The sequence below is a fragment of the Streptococcus iniae genome (assembly GCF_030732225.1).
Classification (GTDB): domain Bacteria; phylum Bacillota; class Bacilli; order Lactobacillales; family Streptococcaceae; genus Streptococcus; species Streptococcus iniae.
Genome location: NZ_CP132230.1, coordinates 1,627,997 through 1,641,442, shown reverse-complemented (window position 1 = coordinate 1,641,442; position 13,446 = coordinate 1,627,997). Strand labels below are relative to the sequence as shown.

The following is a 13,446-nucleotide window of genomic DNA, read 5'->3' as shown; positions in this document are numbered from 1 at the left end:
TTAGGAGGAGACTGACTTAGTCAGAGACACATATATGAAAATTTCATTAATAACAGATATTGGGCAAAAACGCTCAAATAATCAAGATTTTATCAATAAATTTGATAATAAAAAAGGTATTACTCTTATCGTTTTAGCCGACGGTATGGGAGGCCATCGTGCTGGCAATATTGCTAGCGAAATGACAGTTACCGATCTTGGAAAAGAGTGGGTTCAAACTGAGCTGACAGAATTAAGTCAAATCAGAGATTGGCTTTTGGAGACAATTGAAACTGAAAATAAAAGAGTCTATCAAATGGGTCAGACAGAAGATTACAAAGGTATGGGAACGACAGTTGAGGCAGTTGTATTAATTGATAACAATGCTATCTATGCACATGTTGGTGATTCTCGTATCGGATTAGTAAAAGATGGGGAATATAAATTACTGACAAGTGATCATTCTCTTGTTAATGAACTTGTTAAAGCTGGTCAAATTACAGAAGATGAAGCTAGCAGTCACCCTCAAAAAAACATTATCACGCAATCTATCGGGCAATCATCTCCTGTTGAACCTGATTTAGGCATCAAGGTGCTTGAAAATGATGATTATCTAGTGATTAATTCAGATGGATTAACGAATATGGTTTCTAATGCAGAAATTGCAGAAATTGTATCACGTGATTTATCCTTGGATGAAAAAAATCAAGAGTTAATTAATCTCGCAAATCTTCGTGGAGGTTTGGATAACATCACTATCGCTTTGGTACATTACGAAAGTGAGGGTATGGAATGATACAGATTGGCAAATTATTTGCTGGTCGTTATCGCATCTTAAAATCAATTGGCCGCGGTGGTATGGCGGATGTTTACTTAGCCAATGACTTAATCTTAGATAATGAAGAAGTTGCAATTAAAGTTTTGCGAACCAATTATCAAACAGATCAAGTTGCAGTAGCGCGTTTCCAAAGAGAAGCGCGAGCGATGGCAGAATTAAATCATCCCAACATTGTCGCTATTCGAGATATAGGTGAAGAAGACGGACAGCAGTTCTTAGTAATGGAATATATCCAGGGCGCTGACCTTAAGAAATTTATTCAAGATAACGCTCCTTTGTCTAACACCCAAGTTGTTAGAATCATGGAAGAAGTTTTATCTGCTATGACATTAGCCCACCAAAAAGGGATTGTTCATAGAGACTTGAAACCTCAAAATATTCTATTAACAAAGTCAGGTGTTGTCAAAGTTACAGACTTTGGTATTGCTGTAGCTTTTGCTGAAACTAGTTTAACGCAGACAAATTCCATGTTAGGAAGTGTGCATTATTTATCACCAGAACAAGCCCGTGGTTCAAAAGCCACCATTCAAAGTGATATTTATGCCATGGGAATTATGCTCTTTGAAATGTTAACAGGTCATATCCCATATGATGGTGATAGTGCTGTTACAATTGCATTGCAGCATTTCCAAAAACCCCTTCCTTCAATTATTGACGAGAACCCGCAAGTTCCACAGGCTTTAGAAAATGTTGTTATTAAGGCAACTGCTAAAAAGTTAAGTGATCGTTACAATTCGACATTTGAAATGAGTCGCGACCTAATGACTGCACTAAGTTATAATCGAAGCCGTGAACGCAAGTTAGTCTTTTTGGATGTTGAAAGCACAAAACCCTTACCAAAAGTAACCCCGACCCCAGCACCAAAACCAACGGTAGCTCCGGTAAGTCCAAGTAATACCACTAAACAAAAACAAGAAGCCATTGCTGATGTGCCTGTTAAGAAAAAAAAGAGTGGGCGTTTCTTTGGAACTTTATTAAAGATTATTTTTGCACTATTTGTTATCGGTGTTGCGTTTTTTGCCTTTCTTGTCTTGACCAAGCCATCTACCGTAAAAGTTCCAAATGTTAATGGAAGTAGTCTAGCGGTTGCTGAATCAGAGTTAAAATCTTTAGGGTTTAAGATTGGAAAAGTAAAAGAAATTGAGAGTGCAACCGTTGCAGAAGGTAATGTTGTTAAAACAGATCCAGAAGCTGGAACTTCAAAACGCGAAGGCTCTAAGGTTGATATTTATGTTTCAATAGGTAATCAGAGTTTTGTGATGGAAGATTATAAAAATCAACTTTACGAAGATGCCGTTGAAAACCTTGTTAACACCTACAATGTTCCAAGGTCGAAAATTAAAATTGAAAGAGTGGTAACATCCGACTATCGTAAGGATATGGTTATTGCCCAGTCACCTAGTCCAGGTGAGAAATTTAATCCCAAAGGAAAATCGAAGATTGTCCTCAGTGTGGCTAGTAATGACACAGTTTTAATGCCAACTATTGTTAACTATACTTATCAGGATGCCCTTGCAGCACTAAAAGCTTTAGGAATTGACAGTAAGCGTGTCAAAGCTTATTATCCTGATGTTAACTCTGCTACTGGCTTTAGCAAGATGCCTAATCCAAAATCAACAATGATTATCAGCGCACAAGATCCATATGCAGGTGTAGAGATTTCCTTATCTGCTACTAGCGAGATTAGCATTTACCTTTATGCTGAAGAACCAACAGCCAATAGTTCTGATACAACAACATCATCAAACAGTCGAAGTACAGCATCAAGTAGTGAGAGTCATGCCACAAGCAGCTCATCCTCTAACCCTAACGCAGGTACCGAAACAAACACCGATGCCAATGTATCACCTCAAAACTAAAGTGATTAACCACTGTTCAGTATCAGACGAACAGTGGTTTTCTTACATATCAGTCACAAGTAGGATGAAAAAAATGTCAATTTTTGATAAAATGACAAGGTAATGGAAGGAGAATAATGAAGAAATTTCAATTTTTTCTGCTAGTTGAATGTGTCTTACTAGCAATGGGGATTATGACCATTTTAGCTGATGATATAACGAGTTTTATTTTTATCTTAGTTATTATTTTATTAGCCCTACGCTTTTACAATCAAGACAGTCGTAATAACTTTTTACTAACGGTTAGTTTATTACTTCTCTTTTTGATCTTCATGCTGAATCCCTATATTATTTTGAGTGTTTTGTTTGGCATTGTCTACATGGTTATCAATCACTTTTCACAAGTTAAAAAGAAAAATCGCTACGCCTTGGGCTTGTTTGGTCAGGAAGGAATTGACGTTAAACAAACGAGACATCAATGGCTTGGCTCTGCAACTTATGATAGTGACTACTACGCTTTTGATGACATTAACATCATCAGACTTAGTGGTAGTGATACAATTGATTTATCAAATGTTATTGTTTCAGGAAAAGACAATGTCATCATTATCCGCAAAATTTTTGGACCAACCAGAATTCTTGTTCCTATTGATGTAGCTGTTAATCTTGATGTTAGTTCTGTGTATGCAAGTGTCAGTTTTTTAGCGTGTCAGGAATATGATTTACGCAACGAATCCATCAAACTAGGTTATGAAGAAAATGATAACAGTTTGAAAAAAGTAAAAATCATAGTTAATACTATAGCAGGAGATGTTAAGGTGGAAAGACGATGAAAAAACGCTACTATGTTCTCATATGGCTTTATGCAACAGTTACAATACTGTCGATTGTCTTTGTTCTCATGGAAAATTTAGGCATTGACTTTACCTATCTAAGAGCTAATATTTGGCGATTAGAAAAACTACTCTTTTCAATAGTGTTGTTAATTGTATCTGTAACACTGATTTTGATGTTTTTATGGATTGTATTAGATGATATTAGTAAACGTAATATTAATCATAACTTAAGACGTATTCTCAATAACCAACCCCTTAAGTTAGATGAGACTTCTGAAATGGGAATTAATCTAGATCGTCTGTCAAAACGTATGGCTCACATGACAAACAGCTTGCAAAAAAAAGAGAGTGCCTATATTTTAGATAGTCAAAAGATTGTTCAAGGGGAGCGTAAACGAATTGCCAGAGACCTTCATGATACTGTCAGTCAGGAATTGTTTGCCTCATCTATGATTTTATCAGGAGTGTCCATGGCTATTGATAGCCTTGATAAGGACAAGTTAAAAGAACAACTGTTGACAGTTGAATCAATGCTACAAAATGCTCAAAAAGATTTAAGGGTTTTATTACTTCATTTAAGACCTACGGAATTGGCAAATAGGACCTTAACCGAAGGTTTTGAGATGATTTTAAAAGAATTGACAGATAAGAGTGATATCCAAGTGGTTTATCTGAAAAACATTAAAGACTTACCTAAATACATGGAAGATAATCTTTTTAGAATCGCTCAAGAATTTATTAGCAACACCTTGAAACATGCCAAAGCTAGTCGTTTAGAAGTTTATATGAACCAAAGTGAAAATGAAGTGCAACTTAAAATGGTTGATAATGGTGTTGGTTTTGATATGGATGAAGTTAGAGAACTTAGCTACGGTTTAAAAAATATTGAGGACCGTGTGGATGATTTAGCAGGATCTATTAAACTCATTAGCCAAAAAGGCAAAGGGGTTTCAATGGATATTAGGCTACCATTAGTTAGAGAGGAAATGGATGACTAAAAAGATAAGTGTCATGTTAGTAGATGACCATGAAATGGTTCGTTTAGGCTTGAAAAGTTTTTTAAATATGCAAGCCGATATCCAAGTAATATCAGAAGCCTCAAACGGACGAGAAGGTATTGAAAAAGCTTTAGAATTAAAACCAGATGTTGTTGTTATGGATTTAGTGATGCCAGAGCTTGGTGGTGTTGAGGCAACTTTAGCCATTTTAAAAGAATGGCCTGAGGCTAAAATATTAGTGCTTACATCTTATTTAGATAATGAGAAAATATACCCCGTTATTGATGCAGGTGCTAAAGGCTATATGCTAAAAACCTCAAGTGCTGCAGAGATTTTAAATGCGATCAAAAAAGTATCCAAAGGTCAGTTAGCCATTGAAACGGAAGTTGATAAAAAAATAAAAGCTCATGATAAGCATCCGGATTTACACGATGATTTAACAGCGCGTGAATATGACATCTTATTTTTGTTAGCTAAAGGTTATGATAATCAGACCATTGCAGATGAGCTCTTTATTTCACTAAAAACAGTCAAAACGCACGTTTCAAATATCCTAGCTAAATTAGATGTTGATGACAGGACACAAGCTGTCGTTTATGCCTTTCGACATCACTTAGTGCCACAAGACGATAATTAATGTTATAATGGTATCTATTAGTGGAGGAAATAATGGACGCTAAATTAAGATATAAAGCAAAAAAAATCAAAATGGTATTCTTTGACATTGATGATACCTTACGGGTTAAAGATACAGGTTATATGCCTGAGTCAATTCCAGTAATTTTCAAAAAACTAAAGGAAAAAGGTATCCTAACTGGAATAGCATCAGGAAGAGCTCGCTATGGTGTTCCAGAAGAGGTTCAACGTTTACATGCTGACTATTGTGTAAAACTTAATGGAGCCTATGCAAAAGATGATAAGAAAAATATTATTTTTCAAGCACCTATTCCAAGTGAGACTGTTATTCGCTACAAAGAGTGGGCGGATGCAGTAGGTATTCACTATGGAATGGCGGGACGTCATCAAGCTGTTTTATCAGTTAGAAATGACTTGGTTAATAACACAATTGATCATGTCTATGCTGGTTTAGAAGTTTGCCCAGATTTCAATGAAAAACATGATGTTTATCAAATGTGGACTTTTGAAGATCAAGGCGATGACTTGCACCTACCAGAGGACTTGGCAAAAGACCTACGTCTAGTGCGTTGGCATGACAACTCATCGGATGTTGTTTTGAAAAACACTTCCAAAGCTTTAGGGGTATCAAAAATTGTTGAACATTTGGGCTTGAAACCTGAAAATATCTTGGTTTTTGGGGATGAACTTAACGACCTTGAGTTATTTGATTATGCAGGAATCAGTATTGCAATGGGAATTTCACACCCGTTATTACAAGAAAAAGCTGATTTTGTCACAAAAAAAGTAGAAGAAAATGGCATACAATATGCCTTGGAGGAATTAGGATTGATTGAAAAAGAATTACACTTTCCACAATTAGACTTACAGTCATGTGAAGGACCAAAGGCGATTATTAAAACAAATCATGGAGACTTGAGTTTACAACTTTTCCCAGAACAAGCACCAAAAACAGTAGCTAACTTTATTGGATTAGCCAAAGAAGGCTATTACGACGGGATTATTTTTCACCGTATTATTCCAGAGTTTATGATTCAAGGTGGTGACCCAACAGGTACTGGCATGGGTGGACAATCTATTTATGGAGAGAGTTTTGAAGATGAGTTTTCTGAGGAAGTTTATAATCTCCGTGGGGCTCTATCGATGGCTAACGCTGGTCCAAACACAAATGGAAGTCAATTCTTTATTGTTCAGAATGCAAAAATTCCTTATGCTAAAAAAGAATTGGAACGTGGTGGATGGCCAACACCAATAGCAGCAAGTTATGCTGAAAATGGTGGGACTCCTCATTTAGATAGACGTCATACTGTCTTTGGGCAATTAAGTGATGAAGTGTCTTACCAAGTATTAGATAAAATTGCAGCTGTTGAGACAGGACCTCAAGACAAACCTAAAGAAGATGTTATTATTGAAACCATCGAGGTAATTGATTAATGAAAATCGGCGACAAATTACATGGGACAATTACTGGTATTAAACCGTATGGTGCCTTTGTTGCCCTAAAAAATGGGACAACAGGTCTCATCCATATTTCAGAAATCAAAACAGGATTTATTGATAACATCAGCGAAATGTTATCCCTTGGTCAAGAAGTTTTGGTACAAGTGGTTGATTATGATGAATTTAACCATAAAGCAAGTTTGTCTATGCGCACATTGGAAGAAGAAAAGCATCACATCACACATCGCCATCGTTTTTCCAATAGTAAATTAAATTTTGGTTTTAAACCAATTGAAGATCAACTTCCCCAATGGGTAGAAGAAGGAATGGCGCATTTTCGAAAATCATAACCACCCGTCTAACGGGTGGTTTGAACAAGGGCTATAAGCCCAGAATACAAGCCAGCGTCTAAAGGCGCTGGCTTTCACTTTGTTCAAGCCTTATTGCTCTTGACTCGTCACTTGCCTCTCAAAGAGGCCTTTGTATTACTTGCCACTATCCCTAAAGGGATCTTCATATTCTTTTACACTTAATTTATCCACTGCTATATCATGTTTCTCTTAATCTTGTATGTATTTTTTTATTGTGGCTTCATTCAATCCAACTGTACTTACATAATAACCTTCAGCCCAAAAATGTCGATTACCAAACTTATATTTGAGATTGGCGTGTTTATCAAACATCATGAGTGCGCTTTTTCCTTTTAAATATCCCATAAAACTTGAAACACTAATTCTTGGGGGAATACTTAACAACATGTGGACATGGTCTGGCATCAAATGACCTTCAATTATTTCTACACCTTTATAACTACACAGTCTCTGAAAAATCTCACCGAGACTACTTCTGTATTGATTATAGATTATTTTTCGTCTATACTTAGGGGTGAACACAATGTGATATTTACACATCCACTTTGTGTGTGATAAGCTATGTGCCTTCTGTGCCATATTTTGACTCCTTTCGCTTTACAATTGGCTTGAACACCTATATTGTACCGCGTTAGGAGTCTTTTGGGTATAACCTTTGATGCACACCCGCATAGCGGGTGGTTTTTTGTTTCACACCTTCGGAGTGAAACGGACTAAAAGTCACATAATAAAAAAAGCCAGGAGTAATCCTGGCATTAAGGCAGATATGAAGTAGTATCTGTCTTTTTACTTGTTCTGAAATAACTCAGTTGATAGGTAACGCTCGCCAGTATCTGGCAATATCGCAAGGACTTTTTTTCCTTCCCCCAGTTTTTTTGCAACTTGCAAGGCAGCGTCAATAGCTGCACCAGCAGAAATGCCAACTAAGAATCCTTCTTTTGCTCCCACAAGCCGTCCAGTTTCTAGAGCATTTTCAGAGGTGACGCGAACAATATGATCGTATGATTTGGTATCCAATGTTTTTGGGATAAAGCCAGCAGAGATCCCTTGGATTTTATGTGGTCCAGGTTGCTCCCCTGATAAAATAGCTGATTCATTTGCTTCAACAGCATATACTTCAAGGTTAGGAAATTTATTTTTTAATACATGGGAAACACCAGAAATTGTTCCGCCAGTTCCTACCCCTGCAACGAATGCATCTAAACCGATTTCTTCAAAGGCTTGAATGATTTCAGGCCCCGTAGTTGTTTCGTGAATAGCGGGATTAGAAGGGTTTTCAAATTGCATTGGTAAAAAGGCATTTAACTCTTTAGCGAGTTGATTTGCTTTTTCAATAGCACCTTTCATTCCTTGATCACCTGGGGTTAGTACCAATTGAGCACCATAAGCTTGAATAAGTTGTCGACGTTCGATACTCATTGTCTCAGGCATTACAATGAGTACCTTATAGCCTTTTGCAGCACCAACCCAGGCTAATCCAATTCCTGTATTACCACTAGTTGGCTCAACAATGGTATCTCCCCTTTACAGGATGCCATCTGCTTCGGCTTTTTCAATCATGGCTAAAGCGATACGATCTTTAACAGAAGAACCAGGATTAAAGGATTCCATCTTCACATAAACATCTGCCATTTGATCAGTTACCAAATGATTTAGTGAAATAATAGGGGTTTTTCCAATAAGTTCTGTGATAGTTTTATAAATTTTTGTCATTTTTATACTTTACCTTTTCAAAAATAGTCTGTAAAGAAAGTATAGATAGTTGGGGCGAAAATGTAAAATAGAAATAGTTGATGGCCGTGATAAGTTCTATCTATCACTAAAAGGCACTTCAATAATTTTAGAATCTCTATTTTCGAAGGTGACTTTGCCGTTGAAAAATTGGATTAAGTCTTTTGATAGCATTTCTTCTAAATCAGGGTCAAAATAAACTCTTGTTTTAATATAATCTAAAAACTCTGTTTCTTGTTCAATAAGACAAAATTTCTCCAAAAAGATTGGGAAAGTCTGATATTGTGAGTAATTTAAAGTAATTTCTAAACAAGATTGTTCTTTGACTTCCACAATGTCAGCTTGTTTTATAGCAGCTGAAGTTACGCTTGAATAGGCACGGATAAGACCTCCAGTGCCAAGTTTGATACCTCCAAAATACCGAGTGACGACAGCTAAAATATTAGTTAGTTCTTGCTTTTCCAAAACAGATAAGATGGGAATACCGGCAGTTCCCGAAGGTTCTCCGTCATCACTAGAACGCTTTATTTCGGCCTTATCTCCAATAATCATTGCTGAGCAAGAATGATTTGCTTTATAATGTTGTTTTTTGAGTTCTGCAAGTATTGTTTTGCCCTCTTGCTCATTTTCAATTCGGAAAAGAGAACAAATAAAGCGAGATTTTTTGATGACTTCTTCATAATCATTGTCAATTCGTATTGTTTTATAGCTTTCCATATCAAAATTTTACAGTATTTTTATTTTTTTGGCAAAAAAAGTCGAATAATAAAGTATGGAAAGTTTAGAATTATATTATGGAAGAATTTTTACCAGTAAACAATTATCTGAAGTAGAAAAAGTCAAGGCTGAAAAAATAGATAGTATGTTTAAGATAGGACGCCACTGGTATTGCCAGCGGTGCAGAATGAAGATTGATTTAAATAATAAACTTCCTTCTGGAAAATATTACTGTAGAGAGTGTCTTATTTTTGGCCGTAACGAAAGTGATGATTTTCTTTATTTTTTTGACAGTTTACCATTTGAAGCTGGAACTTACCTTAAGTGGCAAGGGCAACTGACACAATACCAAGAAGCAGTCTCTCAACAGCTCCTTAAACATTTTAAAAATAATCAGCGAAGTTTAGTACACGCTGTCACTGGGGCAGGAAAAACCGAAATGATTTATCAATTAATAGCATATGTTCTTGAAAAAGGAGGATGGCTTTGTTTGGCATGTCCAAGAGTTGATGTATGTATAGAACTTGAAAAGAGAATTTCACGCGATTTTTCTTGTTCAGTAACCTTAATGCATGCACATTCAGAAAGTTATCAGAGAAATCCAATCATTATTGCCACAACACATCAATTGTTAAAGTTTTACCGGGCTTTTGATTTAATTATTATTGATGAAGTTGATGCCTTTCCATTCGTTAATAATAAAATGCTTAACCAAGCCCTTGAAAATGCTTTAGCTCCAAGTGGGAAAATAGTTTACTTAACAGCAACCTCAACTAAAAAACTAGATAAAGATGTTAAAAATGGAAGATGTCAAGGGATTACATTAGCAAGGAGATTCCACAATAATCCATTGGTTCTACCAGAATTTCAATTAGTTTTATCGTTATCTGAGAAATTGAAAAGACATAAGTTACCAAGGAATATAAAAAAACAGCTTAAACAACAACGGCTAAGTAAACATCCCTTACTCATTTTCTTCCCTATTATTGAGGATGGCCAATTATTTCAAGACCTATTAACAACCCATTTTCCAGATGAACAGATTGCATTTGTTTCCAGTGAATCTGAAGAAAGAGCTGAGCTTATTGAATCTTTTAGAAATAAGGAAATATCCATTTTAATTTCAACAACCATATTAGAAAGGGGTGTTACATTTCCAGGTGTAGATGTTTTTGTTATTCTAGCCAACCATAGGTTGTATAATGCTTCTTCGCTTATTCAGATAGCAGGGCGAGTTGGCCGTTCGATAGAAAGACCTGAAGGAAAATTACTCTTTTTTCATGAAGGGATAAGCGTAGCTATGATAAAAGCCAAAAGTGAAATAATAAAGATGAATAAGATTGCTTATGGCTAATATCTGCTTACTATGTCGAAAACCTTATCAAATTGAGTTATGTTTTTTAGATCTTGTGTTTATGAGGAAATCTACTCAATGTTTGTGTGAGAATTGTCAAAATGCCTTTGAAGTTACGCCAAGATTAGTATGCCCAAGATGTTGTAAGAAAAACGAGAATGTTTGTAGGGATTGTATGAATTGGGAAAAAAAGGGGTATCATGTCAATCACAAGAGTCTCTTTGTCTACAATTCTAAAATGAAAGATTATTTTTCAGAATATAAATTTCATGGAGATTATCAGTTGTGTAAGGTTTTTGCAGAGGAGTTGAGACAGACTGTGAGAAAAGAATACTCAGATTACCTTGTTATCCCAGTCCTCCTTTCTTTAGAAAGGCAAAAAGAAAGGGGATTTAATCAGGTTATTGGAATTATTGAAGCAGGAAACTTAGACTATAGTGACCTTATTTTAAAACAAGATGTTGAAAGTCAGTCAAAAAGAAATAAAAAAGAAAGAGAAAATAGCGTAAATCCATTTGTTTTAAAAAAAGGAATTGTTCTGCCGGACAAAGTGTTAATAGTCGATGATATCTATACAACGGGAACAACAATTTTTCAAATTCAAGATATATGTAAAGTTAAGGGAGCTAAGAAAATTAAAAGTATCAGCATAGCACGCTGAAACTTGCAAATTTTCATGAAAACGGTATAATATAAGTATAGAAAGCGCTTCGAGCGCGAGAAAAGAGGTATCTTATGATTAAATTCAGTATCCGTGGAGAAAACATCGAAGTAACCGAAGCTATTCGCGACTATGTTGAATCAAAGCTTGCCAAAATTGAAAAATATTTTGTAGAAGAAAATGAAATAGATACTCGTGTCAATTTAAAAGTCTATCGTGAAAAAACAGCGAAAGTTGAAGTGACCATTTTATTGGGAAATATGACCTTAAGAGCAGAAGATGTTTCACAAGATATGTATGGTTCAATCGATTTGGTTGTTGATAAAATTGAACGTCAAATTCGAAAAAATAAGACAAAAATTGCAAAAAAACATCGTGAAAAATTACCAACCGGTCAAGTTTTCACCAGTGAATTTGAAGCTGAGGAAGATGAAGTAGCTCCAGAAATCAAGATTGTTCGTACTAAGAATGTTACTCTGAAACCGATGGATGTTGAAGAGGCTCGTCTTCAAATGGAACTTCTTGGACATGACTTCTTTATCTATACAGATTCAGACAATGGTGCAACAAATATTCTATATCGTCGTGAAGATGGTGATTTAGGGCTAATTGAAGCAAAATAAAATACTCAAAAATAGAAAACAGCTACGATGGCACTGCCCCCATCAAATGAGACAGAAGAAAAACACTCCTGAAGAAATCTAGTAAACTAGAAACAGGAGTGTTTTATTATGGTCAAAAAAGCTTATTCATTAGAAACGAAGTTATCTTGCATCGAGATGAAGAATGCAGGCAAGTCAAACAAGGTCATTATGGAGACCTTAGGTATCAAAAATGATAGTCAAATCTATACTTGGATGAAATGGTATGAAAAGGATGAATTGCACCGTTTCCACCAACCTGTAGGTAAACAATATACTTACGGACAAGGTATGGAACAACTCTCTGAAATAGAACAGTTACGACTTCAGGTGGATCTCTTAAAAAAGTATCGAAGCTTGATAAGAAAATCGACAAAGTGACCCTTATCAAGCTTGTGGAAGACTATAAGAATATCTACCCCGTTTCCGTTATTCTAAATTGTTTTGGTGTCAGACGGTCTACCTTTTACCGTTGGAAAAAGAAAAGGGAGACGCCACAGAAAAGAGATGTCATAGTTGAAACCATTGAGCTACTCTGCATGGAGAATCACTTTATTTATGGTTATTGTACCATTACACGATTGCTCAAGAAGACCTATGGATTGACTATTAATGCAAAGAAAGTCTATCGTATCATGAAAGACAATGGCTGGCTTTGTCGGACACGTCCAAAGAAATCGCCCAATCTTGGTAAAACTTATTATTTAACAGATAACAAATTGAGTCGGGATTTCCATGCCGATAAGCCATTGGAAAAACTTGTAACGGATATTACCTACCTATATTTCGGCAACTGTAAATTGTATCTCTCTTCAATTATGGACCTCTATAACCGAGAGATTATAGCTTATACTATCTCAGATTGTCAGGACACAGATTTTGTACTAGACACCCTTAATCAGTTAAAATTACCCAATGGAGCACTCTTACACAGCGATCAGGGCTCAGTCTACACTTCTAAGGCTTACTATCAGGCTTGCACGGAAAAAGGCATCACCCGCTCTATGTCCCGTAAGGGAACACCAGCAGATAATGCCTGTATTGAATGGTTTCACTCCGTCCTAAAGACTGAAACCTTTTATCTCCATGATAGGAGAAAATACAACAAGGATAGTATAACAAATATTGTTAAAAATGACATTACATTTTATAATGAAACTAGAATTCAACAGAAAGTAAAAGACCAGTCTCCTGTACAGTACAGGAAACTGATCGCGTGAAAGTGTTTTTCTTCTGTCCCACTATTGGGGTGCAGCGCCGATTGCGTGGCTGTTTTCTTGTTATAGTAAGACTTTAGAAAGATGCGAAAAAAATAATTTAAAAAAAGTTTACAAAAAGTGTTGACACAAAAAGTCATAGCTGATAGAATATAGTAGTTGTCTCGTAAGAGATACAAAGACCTTTGA

The 13,446-nt window shown here is 35.9% G+C and carries 12 protein-coding genes and 2 pseudogenes; 11 read left to right on the top strand and 3 right to left on the bottom strand.

What is annotated here, in order from left to right; all coding sequences use genetic code 11:
- Positions 1-34: 34 nt before the first annotated feature.
- From Q9317_RS08150 to Q9317_RS08120, 7 genes are all read left to right on the top strand, one after another.
- Positions 35-775 (top strand): Stp1/IreP family PP2C-type Ser/Thr phosphatase, encoded by a 741-nt coding sequence (locus Q9317_RS08150; protein ID WP_003101757.1) that lies wholly within the window; start codon positions 35-37, stop codon positions 773-775.
- A complete protein-coding gene (pknB, locus tag Q9317_RS08145) occupies positions 772-2,676 on the top strand; it encodes a Stk1 family PASTA domain-containing Ser/Thr kinase (RefSeq protein WP_003101755.1) in 1,905 nt (634 codons plus the stop codon). Before Q9317_RS08150 ends, pknB begins: the two co-directional genes overlap by 4 nt.
- Positions 2,677-2,792: 116 nt before the next feature.
- Positions 2,793-3,488 carry a cell wall-active antibiotics response protein LiaF gene (gene liaF, locus Q9317_RS08140; protein ID WP_003101751.1) on the top strand — a complete coding sequence of 232 codons (696 nt, stop codon included), beginning with the start codon at positions 2,793-2,795 and terminating at the stop codon, positions 3,486-3,488.
- The gene (locus tag Q9317_RS08135) at positions 3,485-4,489 is read left to right on the top strand and encodes an envelope stress sensor histidine kinase LiaS (protein ID WP_003101748.1); all 1,005 of its coding nucleotides are present in this window, start codon (positions 3,485-3,487) and stop codon (positions 4,487-4,489) included. Before liaF ends, Q9317_RS08135 begins: the two co-directional genes overlap by 4 nt.
- Positions 4,482-5,126, top strand: a complete 645-nt coding sequence (locus tag Q9317_RS08130) for a response regulator transcription factor (protein WP_003101747.1) — start codon at positions 4,482-4,484, stop codon at positions 5,124-5,126. Before Q9317_RS08135 ends, Q9317_RS08130 begins: the two co-directional genes overlap by 8 nt.
- Positions 5,127-5,158: 32 nt before the next feature.
- On the top strand, positions 5,159-6,559 hold the full coding sequence (locus Q9317_RS08125; protein ID WP_003101746.1) for a bifunctional Cof-type HAD-IIB family hydrolase/peptidylprolyl isomerase: 1,401 nt from the start codon (positions 5,159-5,161) through the stop codon (positions 6,557-6,559).
- A complete protein-coding gene (locus Q9317_RS08120; protein ID WP_003101745.1) occupies positions 6,559-6,915 on the top strand; it encodes a S1 RNA-binding domain-containing protein in 357 nt (118 codons plus the stop codon). The genes Q9317_RS08125 and Q9317_RS08120 overlap by 1 nt, the downstream gene beginning before the upstream one ends.
- A 135-nt stretch (positions 6,916-7,050) precedes the next feature.
- Here Q9317_RS08120 and tnpA read toward each other — a convergent pair.
- The 3 genes and pseudogenes from tnpA to Q9317_RS08105 form a co-directional block, all read right to left on the bottom strand.
- Positions 7,051-7,515: pseudogene (gene tnpA, locus Q9317_RS08115) on the bottom strand (IS200/IS605 family transposase).
- 207 nt (positions 7,516-7,722) lie between these two features.
- Positions 7,723-8,649: pseudogene (gene cysK / locus Q9317_RS08110) on the bottom strand (cysteine synthase A).
- A 96-nt stretch (positions 8,650-8,745) separates the two neighbouring features.
- Positions 8,746-9,384 carry a YigZ family protein gene (locus Q9317_RS08105; RefSeq protein WP_003101740.1) on the bottom strand — a complete coding sequence of 213 codons (639 nt, stop codon included), beginning with the start codon at positions 9,382-9,384 and terminating at the stop codon, positions 8,746-8,748.
- Between the two features lie 55 nt (positions 9,385-9,439).
- Between Q9317_RS08105 and Q9317_RS08100 the strand changes: the two genes are divergently transcribed.
- The 4 genes from Q9317_RS08100 to Q9317_RS08085 all read left to right on the top strand — a co-directional run bounded on the left by Q9317_RS08100 (position 9,440) and on the right by Q9317_RS08085 (position 13,260).
- Positions 9,440-10,738: an ATP-dependent helicase ComFA gene (locus Q9317_RS08100; RefSeq protein ID WP_003101738.1), complete on the top strand. Its 1,299-nt coding sequence runs from the start codon at positions 9,440-9,442 to the stop codon at positions 10,736-10,738.
- A gap of 175 nt (positions 10,739-10,913) precedes the next feature.
- The gene (locus tag Q9317_RS08095; protein WP_305981540.1) at positions 10,914-11,399 is read left to right on the top strand and encodes a ComF family protein; all 486 of its coding nucleotides are present in this window, start codon (positions 10,914-10,916) and stop codon (positions 11,397-11,399) included.
- A gap of 74 nt (positions 11,400-11,473) precedes the next feature.
- Positions 11,474-12,022 (top strand): ribosome hibernation-promoting factor, HPF/YfiA family, encoded by a 549-nt coding sequence (gene hpf, locus Q9317_RS08090; RefSeq protein WP_003101732.1) that lies wholly within the window; start codon positions 11,474-11,476, stop codon positions 12,020-12,022.
- 105 nt (positions 12,023-12,127) lie between these two features.
- A protein-coding gene (locus Q9317_RS08085) for an IS3 family transposase (RefSeq protein ID WP_370297334.1) occupies positions 12,128-13,260 on the top strand; the annotation gives its coding sequence in 2 pieces (ribosomal slippage) (positions 12,128-12,401 and positions 12,401-13,260; 1,134 coding nt in all).
- Positions 13,261-13,446: the final 186 nt, after the last annotated feature.